The organism is Nocardioides sp. CCNWLW239 (genome assembly GCF_037137035.1).
In the GTDB taxonomy this organism is placed as follows: domain Bacteria; phylum Actinomycetota; class Actinomycetes; order Propionibacteriales; family Nocardioidaceae; genus Nocardioides.
In genome coordinates this window covers 19,797-34,223 of record NZ_JBBBNW010000005.1, presented here as the reverse complement: position 1 = coordinate 34,223, position 14,427 = coordinate 19,797, and the positions used below count along the sequence as shown (strand labels likewise).

General features: G+C 71.3%; 16 protein-coding genes. 5 read left to right on the top strand and 11 right to left on the bottom strand.

Going from position 1 to position 14,427, the window contains the following annotated elements; translation table 11 throughout:
* Positions 1-34: 34 nt before the first annotated feature.
* Entirely contained in the window at positions 35-271 is a 237-nt protein-coding gene (locus WBG06_RS19260) for a sulfurtransferase TusA family protein (RefSeq protein WP_336738581.1), read from the top strand.
* Positions 272-279: 8 nt separating this feature from the next.
* Here WBG06_RS19260 and WBG06_RS19255 read toward each other — a convergent pair whose 3' ends face one another.
* Complete coding sequence (locus WBG06_RS19255; RefSeq protein ID WP_336738580.1) at positions 280-1,263, bottom strand: carbohydrate kinase family protein; 984 nt, start codon at positions 1,261-1,263, stop codon at positions 280-282.
* A gap of 119 nt (positions 1,264-1,382) precedes the next feature.
* Here WBG06_RS19255 and WBG06_RS19250 point away from each other — a divergent pair, with 119 nt between their 5' ends.
* A complete protein-coding gene (locus tag WBG06_RS19250) occupies positions 1,383-1,598 on the top strand; it encodes a hypothetical protein (protein ID WP_336738579.1) in 216 nt (71 codons plus the stop codon).
* A gap of 180 nt (positions 1,599-1,778) precedes the next feature.
* Here WBG06_RS19250 and erpA read toward each other — a convergent pair whose 3' ends face one another.
* Both erpA and WBG06_RS19240 read right to left on the bottom strand, forming a co-directional pair.
* Positions 1,779-2,132 (bottom strand): iron-sulfur cluster insertion protein ErpA, encoded by a 354-nt coding sequence (erpA, locus tag WBG06_RS19245; RefSeq protein ID WP_008363173.1) that lies wholly within the window; start codon positions 2,130-2,132, stop codon positions 1,779-1,781.
* A 64-nt stretch (positions 2,133-2,196) separates the two neighbouring features.
* Positions 2,197-3,282 (bottom strand): glycerate kinase family protein, encoded by a 1,086-nt coding sequence (locus tag WBG06_RS19240; RefSeq protein ID WP_336738578.1) that lies wholly within the window; start codon positions 3,280-3,282, stop codon positions 2,197-2,199.
* Positions 3,283-3,373: 91 nt separating this feature from the next.
* Here WBG06_RS19240 and WBG06_RS19235 point away from each other — a divergent pair, with 91 nt between their 5' ends.
* Genes WBG06_RS19235 through nadA form a run of 3 tightly spaced genes read left to right on the top strand, consistent with a single transcriptional unit; the run spans position 3,374 to position 6,567 of the window.
* Positions 3,374-4,423: a DUF695 domain-containing protein gene (locus tag WBG06_RS19235; RefSeq protein ID WP_336738577.1), complete on the top strand. Its 1,050-nt coding sequence runs from the start codon at positions 3,374-3,376 to the stop codon at positions 4,421-4,423.
* Between the two features lie 23 nt (positions 4,424-4,446).
* Positions 4,447-5,313 (top strand): GNAT family N-acetyltransferase, encoded by an 867-nt coding sequence (locus WBG06_RS19230; protein ID WP_336738576.1) that lies wholly within the window; start codon positions 4,447-4,449, stop codon positions 5,311-5,313.
* A 57-nt stretch (positions 5,314-5,370) separates the two neighbouring features.
* On the top strand, positions 5,371-6,567 hold the full coding sequence (nadA, locus tag WBG06_RS19225; protein ID WP_336738575.1) for a quinolinate synthase NadA: 1,197 nt from the start codon (positions 5,371-5,373) through the stop codon (positions 6,565-6,567).
* A 101-nt stretch (positions 6,568-6,668) separates the two neighbouring features.
* Here nadA and WBG06_RS19220 read toward each other — a convergent pair whose 3' ends face one another.
* From WBG06_RS19220 to pspAB, 8 genes are all read right to left on the bottom strand, one after another.
* Positions 6,669-7,310: a response regulator transcription factor gene (locus tag WBG06_RS19220; protein ID WP_336738862.1), complete on the bottom strand. Its 642-nt coding sequence runs from the start codon at positions 7,308-7,310 to the stop codon at positions 6,669-6,671.
* 8 nt (positions 7,311-7,318) lie between these two features.
* Positions 7,319-8,551: a sensor histidine kinase gene (locus tag WBG06_RS19215; protein WP_336738574.1), complete on the bottom strand. Its 1,233-nt coding sequence runs from the start codon at positions 8,549-8,551 to the stop codon at positions 7,319-7,321.
* Positions 8,552-8,568: 17 nt separating this feature from the next.
* A complete protein-coding gene (locus WBG06_RS19210; protein ID WP_336738573.1) occupies positions 8,569-9,918 on the bottom strand; it encodes an FtsX-like permease family protein in 1,350 nt (449 codons plus the stop codon).
* Positions 9,918-10,685, bottom strand: coding sequence for an ABC transporter ATP-binding protein (locus WBG06_RS19205; RefSeq protein WP_336738572.1), 768 nt, complete (start codon positions 10,683-10,685; stop codon positions 9,918-9,920). Before WBG06_RS19205 ends, WBG06_RS19210 begins: the two co-directional genes overlap by 1 nt.
* Positions 10,686-10,795: 110 nt before the next feature.
* Positions 10,796-12,247: a sensor histidine kinase gene (locus WBG06_RS19200; protein ID WP_336738571.1), complete on the bottom strand. Its 1,452-nt coding sequence runs from the start codon at positions 12,245-12,247 to the stop codon at positions 10,796-10,798.
* Complete coding sequence (locus WBG06_RS19195) at positions 12,244-12,969, bottom strand: response regulator transcription factor (protein WP_336738570.1); 726 nt, start codon at positions 12,967-12,969, stop codon at positions 12,244-12,246. The genes WBG06_RS19200 and WBG06_RS19195 overlap by 4 nt, the downstream gene beginning before the upstream one ends.
* Positions 12,970-13,029: 60 nt before the next feature.
* Entirely contained in the window at positions 13,030-13,812 is a 783-nt protein-coding gene (locus WBG06_RS19190) for a class I SAM-dependent methyltransferase (protein WP_336738569.1), read from the bottom strand.
* A 5-nt stretch (positions 13,813-13,817) separates the two neighbouring features.
* Complete coding sequence (gene pspAB / locus WBG06_RS19185; protein WP_336738568.1) at positions 13,818-14,417, bottom strand: PspA-associated protein PspAB; 600 nt, start codon at positions 14,415-14,417, stop codon at positions 13,818-13,820.
* Positions 14,418-14,427 lie beyond the last annotated feature (10 nt).

The following is a 14,427-nucleotide window of genomic DNA, read 5'->3' as shown; positions in this document are numbered from 1 at the left end:
CGTATCCTGGCGCGTGCGCTGCGGGCGTGATCGTGTGAGCGCGCCGGTCGTCACCCTCGACTGCCGCGGCCAGGCATGCCCGCGGCCCATCATCGAGCTCGGCCGTCACCTCGGCGACATCGAGGTCGGCGAGATCATCGCTGTCGCGGCCGACGATGTCGCCGCCCACCACGACGTCCCCGCCTGGGCCCGCATGCGCGGACAGGAGTTCGTCGGCGAGGTGGAAGCAGAAGACGGCGTACCCGTGTATCGGATACGCCGCCTGAGCTGAGCGAAGGTTCAGCTCTTGATGTGCGGGGCGATCTGGTCGGCGGCGGTGTCGCCGTAGGACTCGCGGACGCGGGCGACGAACTCCTCGGCGGTGAAGGAGTACTCCTGCGGGCCGACGGTCTCGACGCAGTAGGCGGCGAGGACGCAGCCGACCTCTGCGGCCTGCTCCAGCTCGCAGTCCCAGGCCAGCGCGGCCAGGAAGCCGGCGCGGAAGGCGTCGCCGACCCCGGTGGGCTCGACGGCGTTGACGTTCTTCGCGGCGGGCAGCTCGATCGCGTCCTCGCCCTTGCGCTGGATGCGTACGCCGTCCTTGCCGAGCGTGGTGACCTGGGTGCCGACGCGGGCGAGGACCTCGTCGGCGGACCAGCCGGTCTTCTGCTGGAGGACGTGCGACTCGTACTCGTTGGTGAAGAGGTAGGCGGCGCCGTCGACGAGCTCGCGGATGAGCTCACCGTCGCCGAAGGCGAGCTGCTGGCTCGGGTCGGAGATGAAGGTGTAGCCGCGCTGGCGCGCCTCCTCGGTGTGGCGCTTCATCGCGTCGGGGTCGTCGGGGGCGATCAGCACGTAGGCCGGCTCGCCGACCTTCTCCGCGATCGGTCCGAACTCGATCTCGCGGGCCTCGGCCATCGCGCCCGGGTAGAAGCTGGCGAACTGCGCCATCGCGGTGTCGGTGGTGCACACGAACCGCGCGGTGTGCAGCGTCTCGGAGACCCGCAGGTGGTCGCAGTTGACGCCATGGCGCTCCAGCCAGGAGCGGTAGTCGGCGAAGTCCTCACCGACCGCACCCACGAGCACCGGCTCGAGGCCGAGGTTGGCCAGGCCGAAGGAGATGTTGGCGCCGACGCCGCCGCGACGGATCTCGAGGTCGTTGACCAGGAAGCTCACCGAGAGCTTGTCGAGCTGGTCAGCGACCAGGGAGTCGGCGAACTTTCCACCGAAGCTCATCAGGTGGTCGGTGGCGATGGAGCCTGCGATCAGGAGTGAACCGGACATGCGCGGAACCCTACCGGCGAGACCTCGGGCGACGTTAAGGCTCGGCCGTAGACAGCAGATGAAATATTACCGCTGAGTCGGCCTTCTTCTACCGGTTGGTAGTGCTTACCGTCGTTTGCATGACAGATGCGCGCACTCCCTACGACGACCTCGACAGCCCCGCGCAGCTCTGCGCCGACTGCGCCGCCGCCGACAGCGCGCTGAGCCTGCCCGCGCCACGGGTGCGTGAAGCGGCTCGCCCGGCTCCGACGGTGCGGATGCAGTCCCGCGAGCCGCGCGACGCCGCCATGCTCGAGGCCATCGGGCACGTCGCCGACGATCTCGCCCTGACCTGATTCACCGTGGTGGAGAACGTCAGCAGCCCCTGCCGATCGGCAGGGGCTGCTGTCGTGCTCATCTATCTGAGGCGTCCGGTGCGTGCGATGGCAAGGCGCGGGCGCGAAGGCGACCTTTGGGGCGAAGCCGGTCGTCGAAGCACCCGCAACGCGGCCAGCGTGCGTGCCGGGCGCTTCAGATCAGTGGAACGAGTCGCCGCAGGCGCAGGAGCCGGTGGCGTTGGGGTTGTCGATGGTGAACCCCTGCTTCTCGATGCTGTCCACGAAGTCGATCATGGCGCCGTTGAGGTAGGGAACGCTCATCCGGTCGACGACGACGGAGACACCGTCGAAGTCGGTGACGACGTCACCGTCGAGGGTGCGCTCGTCGAAGAAGAGCTGGTAGCGCAGGCCGGAGCAGCCACCGGGCTGCACGGAGATGCGCAGGCTCAGGTCGTCGCGGCCTTCCTGTTCCAGGAGGCTCTTCACCTTCGCGGCGGCGACGTCGCTCAGGTTGATGGAGTCGGCGCGGCGTTCGGTCGTCTGCTCGGTCATGTAGCTGGGCTCCCTGTGCGTGGGTGCGGGTGTGTCTTCAGGCTCAATCGTCGCACATCCTCGGTTATTCCCGGTGGTCGGTGGACCAGGTCCGGGCGACCCTGGCAGCGACCTGGGCCAGCGAGTCGTACGCCTCTCCGAGCGCTCGCTCCTCGCCGACGCTGTCGACGAGCGAGTAGGCGGCGTCGATGCCGAGCGTCCGCATCTCGCGGCCGCTCATGCTGACCTTCCCGGCCAGCACGATGCAGGGTCTCAGCGCCCGCTCGGCCAGGCGTGCCACCCCCACCGGAACCTTGCCGGCAGCACTCTGCGGGTCGAAGGACCCTTCGCCGGTGATCACCAGGTCGGCTCGGGACGCCTCCTCGGTCAGCCCGAGCAGGTCGGCGACGACGTCGAACCCGGGCCGCCGGGTGCCACCGAGGAGCAGCAGCGCGAAGCCGATCCCGCCGGCCGCTCCCGCGCCCTTCTCGGTCGCGGTCTTGCGTGAGGTGGCGGCTGCCAGATCCTGGAGCGCGCCGTCCCAGCGTGGCATCGCCTCCTCCGCCAGCCCCTTCTGCGCCCCGAAGACCTTGACCGCTCCGAAGAGCCCGGTCAGCGGGTTGTCCACGTCGCTGGCGATCTCGATCTCGAGGCCGAGCGGCTCGGGCAGAGTGACCTCAGCGACCCCCTCGAGCCCGGCGACCCCGGCGTCGAGCGGCCGGTCCGCGGTGGCACCCAGCGCGGCGAGCAGGCCTGCTCCCCCATCACTGGTGCCCGAGCCGCCGAGCCCGACGACGACCTTGCGCGCTCCCACATCTCGGGCGGCGAGGAGCAGCTGCCCCACGCCGTAGGACGTCGCCCGCTCGGCGTCCGTCCCTCCCGTCAGGTGCAGACCGGCGGCCTGGGCCGACTCGACGTAGGCGGTCCGGCCCTCGGCCAGGACCTGTGCGGTCACCGGGTCACCGTGCGGTCCCCTGACCTCGAGCTCATGGAGGTCGCCACCGAGGACCTCGTGCAGCAACCCGAGGAAGCCCGGCCCGCCGTCCGCCATCGGGATCAGCGAGAGCTCGTCGCGCGGTGCCGTACGCCGCCAGCCTTCCGCGATCGCGGAGGCCGCCTCGAAGGCGGTGAGCGTGCCTGCGTACTTGTCGGGGGCGATCAGCACTCGCATGGGCGAAACCTACCCGCGCCCCGAAGGTCGGGGATCCGCGGCGTTGTTCGAACGCACATTTCTCGCGCATGCGTCGGGTTAAGGTCGTTTCGTGCGGATCTTGTGGCGGGGCGGGGCCAACGACTCGGAGACCAGGCGGATCCGTGCCTTCTGGAGATGGTGGGCGCAGAAGGGTGCGCTCGCCTGCGGTGCCGCGCTCGATGCCGACGACCAGGACGCCCTGGTCTCTTTGCTGGCCAGGCGGGTCGACGCGATGGAGGCGGGCCTCAGCTGGGAGGTCGGCCCCGGACCGCTGGGCGGACGGCTGCTGGTCGTCTCGGCCGGTGGCAACCCGGATCACCGCGCGCTGGCACGCCGCTGGCTGCTCGCCGCTCCTGAGCCGGACGGCGTCTCTCCGTGGGAGTTCAGCGACCAGCGACCACCGCTCGACGACCCGGTCCAAGCGGTGCTCACCACGCCAGGGGGCGCCGTGGTCCGGCTGGCCGACGTGCTGGTCGGCGCCCGGCAGGCAGGTGCCCACTTCGACGTCACCCTCTTCCATCCGGCCTTCCCGGATCTCACCGAGGACGCCCGGCTGCAGGTCGCCTTCCACGCCCTCGACACCACGCTGGGCGAGTCCAGCACCGAGCTGTGGATCGGCGAGGTCACGACCACCACGGCGCGTCCCGGCGACGGCTTCGGCCTCGACGGGCTCCGCGCCGCCGTACGCAACCTCCGCAAGGAGTACGTCGACCCCGACGGCAACCCCGCCTGGGTGCTGCTCCACGGCGAGAGCCCGCAGGGTCCGGTGGTCGCGAGCGCAGTCGTGCCGCTGCACCCGGTGATGGCACCCAACCTGACCCATCACGTCGGCGTGATGGTCCCCTACGTCGGCTTCGCCGAGCACGGGCTCCCCTCGGCCGACGCGCTGCGCGAGCTCGGGCAGCTCGAGGACCGGCTCGCGACGACCCTGGGGCCCGACGGGCGGGTCGTGGCCCACGAGACCACCAACGGCGTACGCCTCCTGCACGCCTACGTCGACCCCACCACCTCGGCGCCCCAACGGCTGGTGGAGATGGTCGACGGATGGAGCCACGGCGACGTCGTCACCCGTGTCGACACCGACCCTGCCTGGGACGCCGTCCGGCCGCTGCGCGCCTGAGACCTGAGATAGGTTCGGCGGCCATGGAGATCCGGACGATGCAGCCGGCGGACGTGCCGCTCGCCGAGAAGCTCAGCGATGACGCCTTCTACCACGCCGCGCTGCAGTCGCGGCGCGACTCGGACCCGCCCGCCGGGCGGCGTTCGGTCAGCCGCTCCGCCAACTGGATCACCCGCACCGAGGGCTTCCTGACCACCGATCCGGACGGCTGCTTCGTGGCGTACGATGCCGAGGGCCTGGCCGGCTTCGCCACCTCCGCGCGCCGCGAGGACACCCTGTGGTTCCTGTGCACCTTCGCCGTCCGGCCCGGTCTCCAGGGCCAGGGGCTCGGAAAGCGCCTGCTGGACGCCGCGATGGCCTATGGCGCCGACTGTCCCCACTGGATGCTGTCGGCGAGCGACGACCCCAAGGCGCTGCGCCGCTACCGGCTGGCCGGGTTCGACCTCCACCCTCAGCTCATGCTCCACGGCGAGGTCGACCGCTCGCGGCTGGTCGCGGTCGACGGCGTCCGTGAGGGCAGCGCCGCGGACCTCGATCTGCTCGATGCGATCGACCGCAAGGTCCGCGGTGCGGCTCGCGGTCGTGACCACACCACCCTCGCAGGCACGGGATCTCTGCTCGTCGACGTCGAGGGCGGAGGCTACGCGTACGCCGCCGACAACGGCCCCACGTTGCTCGCCGCCATCGACGAGGAGACGGCGACCAGGCTCCTGTGGGAGTGCCTTGCCCGGACCGACGGCGAGGCCGCGATGTCTCATGTGACCGGCGCCAACCAGTGGGCGCTCGACGTGGGCCTGGCGGCGCGTCTGAGGATCGGCACCGAGGGGGTCCTGGGGGTGCGTGGCATGGCTCCCCCCGCTCCCTACATTCACAACGGCGCTCTCCTCTAGACCGGATGTGACCTACGCCACCGGCCCGGCCAGGGCCTGACATGTATTATCGTCATCATGACGACTGTCGACCTCCCGCTGCTCCCCCTGGGGCGCGGCACCGACCTGAACTCCGAGCGTGGCGTCGAGTGCCCCGGGGACCTGCCGGCCGCCTCCGACCCCGACCTGGTCGAGCGTGCGCTGGCCGCGAAGGAGAAGCTGGGCGAACGCGTGTTCATCCTCGGGCACCACTACCAGCGCGACGAGGTCATCCAGTTCGCCGACGTGACCGGTGACTCCTTCAAGCTCGCGCGCGACGCGGCGGCCCGGCCGGACGCGGAGTACATCGTCTTCTGCGGCGTGCACTTCATGGCCGAGTCGGCCGACATCCTCACCTCGCCGTCGCAGGCGGTCATCCTGCCCGACCTCGCCGCGGGCTGCTCGATGGCCGACATGGCCCGGCTCGGCCAGGTGGAGAAGGCCTGGGCAGCCCTGGAGGAGGCGGGTGTGGCCGAGCAGGTCGTGCCGGTGACCTACATGAACTCCTCCGCCGACATCAAGGCGTTCTGCGGCCGCCACGACGGCGTCGTGTGCACCTCCTCCAACGCACAGGCCGTGCTGGAGTGGGCCTTCGAGCAGAAGCCTGAGTCCGACGGGGGCGCGAAGGTGCTCTTCTTCCCCGACCAGCACCTCGGCCGCAACACCGCGGTCCTCAAGCTCGGCATGTCGCTCGATGACTGCGTGGTCTGGGACCCGCTCAAGCCGGGTGGCGGCGTCAGCCCCGAGGAGCTTCGCGCGGCGAAGGTGATCCTGTGGAAGGGCCACTGCTCGGTCCACGGCCGCTTCTCCCCCGACACCATCGACGACCTGCGCGCCGAGATCCCGGGTGTGCAGATCCTGGTCCACCCCGAGTGCAAGCACGAGGTCGTCCTCAAGGCCGACCTGGTCGGCTCGACCGAGTTCATCATCTCGACCATCGAGGCGGCTCCTGCCGGCTCGGCCTGGGCGATCGGCACCGAGCTCAACCTGGTCAAGCGCCTGGCTGCCGCTCACCCCGACAAGCGGATCGTCTTTCTCGACCGCACCGTCTGCTACTGCTCGACGATGAACCGCATCGACCTGCCCCACCTCGTCTGGGCCCTCGAGTCCCTCGTCGAGGGGCAGGTCATCAACCGCATCGAGGTCGATCCCGACACCGAGCACTACGCCAAGCTGGCCCTCCAGCGCATGCTCGATCTCCCGGGCCTGGCCCCGGCCACCGCGGCTGACGACTGACCCACCCCCGCCGAGGCGTCACCCCGGTCGGCCGAGTGGGCACCAGCGTGACGTCTCGGCCGACGCGGGTGACGCCTCGGCCGACGTACGCGACGCCTCGATCAGGTGTCGTTGAGCCAGGCCAGGACGGCGAGCACACGGCGGTTGTCGTCGCCTGCCGGCGGCAGGTCGAGCTTGGTGAAGATCGAGCTGATGTGCTTGCCGACCGCCTTCTCGGTGACGAAGAGCCGGGCGGCGATCGCGGCGTTGGAACGGCCCTCGGCGATCAGGGTCATCACCTCGCGCTCGCGCTCGGAGAGCCGGTCGAGGGGACGCTCGCGCCGGGTCAGGAGGCCGGCGACGACCTCCGGGTCGAGGACGGTTCCGCCGCCGGCGACCTGGCGGACGGCCCCGAGGAAGGCATCGACGTCGGCGACCCGGTCCTTGAGTAGATAGCCGACCGCGCCCTCCCCTCCGGCGAGCAGGTCGCGCGCGTAGAGCGGCTCGACGTACTGACTCAGCACCAGCACCGGAAACCCCGACCGCGCCTGTCGGGCCTCGATCGCGGCGGTCAGGCCCTCGGTGGTGAAGGACGGTGGAAGCCGTACGTCGACGACTGCGGCGTCCACGTCCGGCCGTGTCAGGGCCCGCGCCAGGGCGGGAGCGTTGTCGACGGCCTCGACGACCTCGATCCCGCCCGCCTCGAGGATCCTGGTGAGCCCGACACGGAGCAGGGCCTGGTCCTCGGCCAGGACCACCTTCAGATCCGGCCTCAGATCTGGCAAGGCACCTCCAAGGTGATCAGGGTCGGTCCCCCGGACGGGCTCTCGACCTCCACGGTGCCGTCGAAGGCGGCCAGCCTGCTCGCCACCCCGGCGATCCCGTGCCCGGCCGGGTCGGCACCGCCCCGACCATTGTCACCCACCACGATCCGCAGCCGCTGCCCGTTGTGGCTGCCGCGTACGAACGCGCGATCGGCACCGGAGTGCTTGACCGCGTTGGCCAGGCACTCGGCCACCGCGAAGTAGGCCGCCGACTCGACCGGGTCGGGCAGCCGCCCCGGCAGGTCGACGGCGACCGTCACCGGCAGCGGCAGCCCCGCGGTGAGAGCCTCGACGGCACCCACGAGACCGAGGTCGGCCAACACCGGCGGCAGGATGCCGCGTACGACACCTCGGAGGTCCTCCAGCGCCGAGACCGTGGTCTCGCGGGCCTCGCGCAGCAGCGCGGCGGCGGCCTCCGGGTCGGTCGCCATCAGCTTCTCCGCCAGCCCGACGCTCATCCCGACGGCGGCGATCCGGGCCTGTGCGCCGTCGTGGAGGTCGCGCTCGATCCTTCGCAGCTCCGCGGCCGAATGGTCCAGCGTCTCGGCGCGGGTCGACTCGACGGTCTCGACCCGGGCAGCCAGCTCGGCGACCCGCGCCTGGGCGAGGATGCCGCGTTCGGCCAGCGCTCGCGCCCGGACGAGAACCGGTGTGGTCACCCACCACGCCACCAGCAGCGGCACGGAGAGCAGGAGCAGCAGCCAGGCCACCCAGTCGATGCCGGCGAGCGTCAGGACCAGCCAGTTCAGCGGCGCGGTCAGGAGCACGACCGGGATCAGGGAGAGCACGAACCCACCGGTCGCGGAGAAGCAGCAGAGGGCGAAGTCGCGCCATCGGGCCTGCTCCCGGACCCACCGGAACGGCCGGACGAGCACCGGCAGGTCGCTGAGGTCTGCGTACGTCTCCGGGATGCGCTCACCGAGCAGCATCCCGCTCATTCGACGGTGCACGCCGGCAACGGCCTGCATGGCCGGCACCGCGCCCAGGGCGATCACGATGCCGACGCCGGCGACCAGCGTCAGCGGGATCGAGAGCACGATGAGGATGGCGAGCGCCAGCGCGGGCGCCATCATCAGCGCATAGCCCAGCGACAGTCCGGTCAGCCGGAGCCGCTCGACGAGCGTCTGCCCGCTGAACGGCTCCGGCCGCACGGTCCGGATCGGTGCGTCCCACTCGGTCATCAGGAGGGAGTCTGACATCAGCGCGCCCCGGCCGTCGCGCGTAATGTCCGGTTGGTCGCGCCGACCGCGGAGACCAGGGTGAGCACCGCAGCGCCGCCGAGCACCAGCGGCAGCAGCCACAGCTGAGCATCAGGCACCAACCCCTCACCCCGGACGTAGGCGAAGGGGACGATCGTCGCGTGGGCGGCGGCCAGTCCCACGACGGTGCCGACGGCGGCGACCACGGCGGCCTCGGCGAGGATCGAGCCTCGCACCTGGGCCGGCGTCGCGCCGAGCAGCCGCAGCCGGTGCAGCTCCAGGCGGCGGTCGGCGAGGACGGCGGCGAAGGCGTTGACGACCATGATCGCCGCGAACGCGCAGATCATCGCGGTCACCACGTTGTTGAGCAGGTGGATCGTCTCGAACTCCTCGGCGAGCTCGGGAGCCAGGTCTGCGGGACGCGTACGCTCGTCGATCCCGACCAGCATCAGGATGCTCACCGCGGCCGAGGAGAGCACCATCACCGGAGCGAGCACGCCCGCGAGCAGGTGCGACCTCCGCGAGGTGTTGTACGCCGCCAGGTGGCCGCTCGTCCCGCCCAGCACCGGCCGCAGCACCCAGCTGCCGGCCCGCAGCAGCAGCGGTGCCAGCGCGGCGAGGCCCACCGCGAGCAGGAGACCGAGGGAACCGGTCATCGCCATCGCGTCGTACGGATTGGCGGCGTCGTCGCCGGTCACCATGGTCATCGCGACCATCGTCGCGGTCTGAGCGATGGTGACCAGCGCCACCAGCCAGCGCCACCAGGCGATCTTGCCGGCGCCGGACCTGGCGTCGGCGGGGACGATCGACGCCGGTCCGCGAGACGCTCGGGACCCGGCCAGGCCGGCCGCGGCCAGGGTGACCAGCAGGAGCAGCACGACGGTGGCCGCGAGCGCGACCCAGCCGCCGGTGCCGGCGACCTGCTCGCTGACCACGCCTCCGGACTGCAGCAGGTCGAGGAGGGCCCGGCTGGTCAGGCTCGCCACGAGGGCGCCGAGGAGCGCGGCGACGAGCGCGACCGCCAGCGTCTCGGCCCGCACCAGCGCTCGGACCTGACGTGGCTCGGCGCCGATGGTGCGGAGCAGGCCGATCTCGACCTCGCGCTGGCGTACGGTCACGCCCACGGTCGAGACGATCGAGAACAGCGCGATCACGGAGCCCCAGGCGCCGACGACGGCGCCGAGGATGATCAGGGTCTCCCGCTCGGCGGCCGGGGTGTCCGGGTCGAGCCCCACCTGGACCAGCGGCATGAACGACCCCATCACCGCGGTGCCCAGCAGGATCGCGACGAAGGTCGCGGACATGGCGGTGGCGCGGTGGCGCAGCGAGCGCAGTGCGGTCGTGAGCATCACACCAGCTCCCGCTCGGTCAGGGCGGTGAGCTCGTCGAGGTGCGCCATCTGGCCGGCGACCGCCTCGGCGACGGGATTCTCCATCCGTCCCACGACACGGCCGTCGACGAGGAAGACGACGCTGTCCGCGTACGCAGCCGCGACCGGGTCGTGCGTCACCATCACCACGGTGGCCCCGAGCTCGTGGACGAGACCTCGGAGCAGGGCGAGCACCGAGGCGGCCGTGTGCGAGTCGAGCGCGCCGGTCGGCTCGTCGGCCAGGACGATGTCGGGGCCGGTCACCAGCGCTCTGGCGATCGCGACCCGCTGCTGCTGACCGCCGGAGAGCTGAGCCGGCAGGTGGCCGGCGCGTTCACCCAGACCGACACGGTCGAGCAGCTCCCGAACCCGACGGCGGGCCGGCGCGTCGATCCGGCGACCGGCCAGCCGTAGCGGCAGCGCGACGTTCTGCTCGGCGGTGAGGTAGGGCAGCAGGTGGAAGCCCTGGAAGACGAAGCCGATCCGCTCGCGGCGCATCCTGGTCCGACGCGCCTCCGACAGCTCGGTCATGTCCTGCCCGGCGATGAGGACCCGGCCGCCGGTCGGCTGCTCCAGCGCTCCGGCGCAGGTCAGGAAGGTGGACTTGCCGGAGCCGGACGGCCCCATCACAGCGGTGAACGTGCCGGGCGCGCACGCCAGGTCGAGGCCGTTGAGCGCGGGGACGGAGGCCGCGCCGGTGCCGTAGGTCCTGGTGAGGCCGGTGACCTCCAGGGCGGGTGTGGTCATGGGATGGCTCCTCGGGTTTCGGGTGGCTGATGTCACCCTTCGACGCTAAGGAACGCGGCGCCGGCCCACGATGGGCTCAAGGAGCAGACCCGGGTAGGGAAAACCCCACCTCACCCGTCGGTGGAACGCGGGAGGCGTACGGCGATCGTGGTGTCGCCGGGGGCACTGGTCAGCTTCACGGTGCCGCCGTGGGCGGTGACGATGGCATGGACCAGAGCCAGCCCGAGCCCCGCGCCGCCGTCACGCTGCCGGGCCTCGTCGGCCCGGGTGAACCGCTCGAAGGCCCGCGGGACGAGGTCCGGCGGGAATCCCGGCCCGTCGTCGTGGACGTCGAAACCGTCGGGACGTACGCGGACGGTGACCGTGGTGCCGGGCGGCGTGTGCCGGCGCTCGTTGGTGAGCAGGTTGCTGACCACCTGGTGGAGTCGCTGGTCGTCGCCGGTGACGATCACCTCGGCGTCGCTCGAGTCCGCGCCGGCGGGCAGCTCGAGCCGCCAGGTGCGTTCGGGGTCGACGACGCGAGCGTCGTCGACGGCCTCCAGGAGCAGGCGGGTCAGGTCGACGGGGTCGCTGGCGAGCGGACGACCCTGGTCCAGTCGCGCGAGCAGCAGCAGATCCTCGACCAGCGTGGTCATCCGGATCGACTCCTCCTCCACCTTGCCCAGCGCCAGCGGGACCGCTTCGGGCCGCTGCTGGGCGAGCTCGGTGTAGCCGCGGATCGTGGTCAGCGGGGTGCGCAGCTCGTGCGAGGCGTCGGCGACGAACTGGCGCACCTGCTGCTCGCTTCGATGCCGCTCGGCCAGGGAGGTCTCGACGTGGTCGAGCAGGGCGTTGAGGGCGGCACCGACCTGACCGACCTCGGTGTCCTCGTCGGTGAGCCGTTCGGGGACCCGTTCGGTCACCGAGACCTCCCCCGAGGACAGCGGCATCCCGGCGACGGCGTGCGCGGTCGCGGCGACCTCGCGCAGGGGGCTGAGCTGGCGGCGTACGACGACGTAGCCCACGCCTGCGGCGGCCACCACCCCGAGCAGGGTCAGCAGCGCCTCCCAGAAGACGAGGCTCTCGATGGTGTTGTCGAGCTCGGCGGTCGAGCGCCCGGTGATGACCACTGCCCGGGCGCCGTTGGAGAGGTTGCCGGACTGGGCGATCACGCGGAAGGTGCCGTGATCGGGCAGCTCGATCTCGTGGGGGCGGGCATCGACGCGTACCTCCGCCAACGCCTCCAGATCGGCGGAGCTGAGCGACTCCATCTGGTCGGGGTCGAAGTCGCCGAAGTTGCCTCGCGCTACCCCGCTGTCGGGGTAGAGCGCGATCACCGAGCCGGGGCCGATGTTGACGTCGCCCGCCGCCCCCGGCTCCGAGACCCCGCGCGCCATGTCGTGCACGTCCCGGTCGAGCCGGTCCATCAACGTCTCGCGCAACGCGATCGTGGCGACGGTGGCGATCAGCAGCGAGACGACCAGCACCAGCGAGACCGAGGTGATGACCAGCCGCGAGATGAGCGGCGCGACCGCCCGGTGGACCTTGGCCCTCGCCGGGTTCACCGGCTGACGCTCGGTCACTCAGCGGCCTTCAGCACGTATCCCGCACCGCGCATGGTGTGGATCATGGGCTTGCGGCCGGCGTCGATCTTCTTGCGCAGGTAGGAGATGTAGAGCTCCACGACGTTGGCCTGACCACCGAAGTCGTAGGACCAGACCCGGTCGAGGATCTGGGCTTTCGAGAGCACCCGGCGGGGGTTGCGCATCAGATAGCGGAGCAGCTCGAACTCGGTGGCGGTGAGCGTGATCTCCTCCCCGGCCCGGTGCACCTCGCGGGAGTCCTCGTCCATCGTCAGGTCGCCGACGCGGATCACCGAGTGCTCCTCGACCCGGGTCGCTCCTGCCCGCCGCATCAGTCCGCGCAGCCGCGCGACGAGCTCCTCGAGGGAGAACGGCTTGGTCACGTAGTCGTCACCGCCCGCGGTCAGCCCGGCGACGCGGTCCTCGACCGCGTCCTTGGCGGTGAGGAAGAGGACCGGGACGACCGGGTTGGTGCTGCGTACGCGGCGCAGGACCTCCAGCCCGTCGAAGTCGGGCAGCATCCAGTCGAGCACGATCGCGTCGGGTGTGGTCTCCTTGGCGGCGCTCACGGCCTTGGAGCCGGAGTGGGCCATGGTCACCTCCCAGCCCTCGAAGCGCAGCGCCATCGCGATCAGCTCGGCGATGTTCACCTCGTCGTCGACGACGAGCACCCGCAGCGGTGATCCGTCGGGACGGGTCAGGTCCTGGGCTCCAGCAGTCATGACTCCATCATGCGGCTGTTTGCTGTGTGGTGCCTGTGAGGTCGCTTTGGCGTGTCGATGTCACCCGTCGATCACCCCTCGAGGTGCCCGGCGGGCGGTATGGACCATCAGGTCCGCGCGCACCTCCACCCGCTCGGGGAGGACGGCAACGAGGTCGGCGAAGAGCGCGGACCGGTCGGCGGGCGGAAGGATCCGGATGGCGGAAATCGTGTCGAGGTGGCGCACATAGTCGGCACGAGCGAGGGTGAACCGGCGCGGCACCTCCCGTTCACGTACGTCACACAGCCGGCCGTCGGCCAGCATCTCGTCCCCGGGGAACAGCATCGGCGCGTCCGCCGGGGACGGCGGCGGGAGGTGGCGGCCGTCCGGGGCGTACGCCGCGATCAGCTCGTCCTCGATGGCCGCGACCTCGTCGTCGCCCAGCACGAACGGGCCGCCGAAGAAGGCCACCGCTCCCCCGTCCCGGACCAGGGCCGTGGCGAGGTCCCACCGTGTCGCCGGCGCGGTCCAGTGCCAGGCGGCGGCAGCGTAGAGCAGGTCGAACGGCTCGTACGCCAGCGGGTCGAGCTCCTCCAGGGCAGCGCGTACGGCGGTCACCGGCAGGCCCGCGCACTCACGCCGGAGCACGCCGAGCATGTCGGCGTCGGGGTCGGAGGCGACCACCTCGATCCCGGCGGCCGCGAACGTCCGGGTCGCCTTCCCGGTGCCGGCACCGATCTCGATCGCCCGTCGCACCGGGCCGTCGGCGACCTCGCTCACCATCGCGACCACGTCGTCCGGGTAGCCGGGACGGAAGCGTTCGTAATCCTCCGCGACCGCTCCGAAGCTCCGCGCCCGTTCCACAGGTCTCAGAGCCCCGGGGCGCCCCAGACGGCGAGCCAGCGGGACCGGTCCTTCTCGACCGGGAGATCGCCCTCGATCGCGGTGCGGACGTTGATCTCGAGGAGGTTGTCTCGCTCCTGGGGCCCGGTCGGGGCGAACGGGTAGAAGGTGCCCTGCTTGTAGAGGTAGATGAGCCCGACGCTGCGACCGTCGGCGTCGTTGCCCGGCTCACGGAAGGCGATCAGCGAGCACAGCAGCCCAGGGCCGAAGCCGTTCATCTCCAGCGTGGTGTTGACGGCGTGGAGGTCGGTGACCAGACCGGTGATGTCGGGGTTGGCCGGGTCCAGGGGCTCGTGGTCGACGCTGAGCCAGGTGAAGCCGTACTCGTCGACGCTCGTGGTCACCGTCGGAGCGCCCTCGGAGGCACCGAGCAGCTCGACGACGTCGTTCTGGGTGCCGGCGAACCCTGCCCCCGCCGCAGCCCGGTAGCAGACCGCACCGTCACCGGTCGGCACCAGCCCGAGCGACGTCTGCATGGTGAGTGCAGCGGTCGGCACCGCGAAGAGTGCGTCGAGGTTGGCCTGCTTCGGTCGCGTACGACCCGTGATCACGTCCCAGAAGCCCACGCAGCCGACC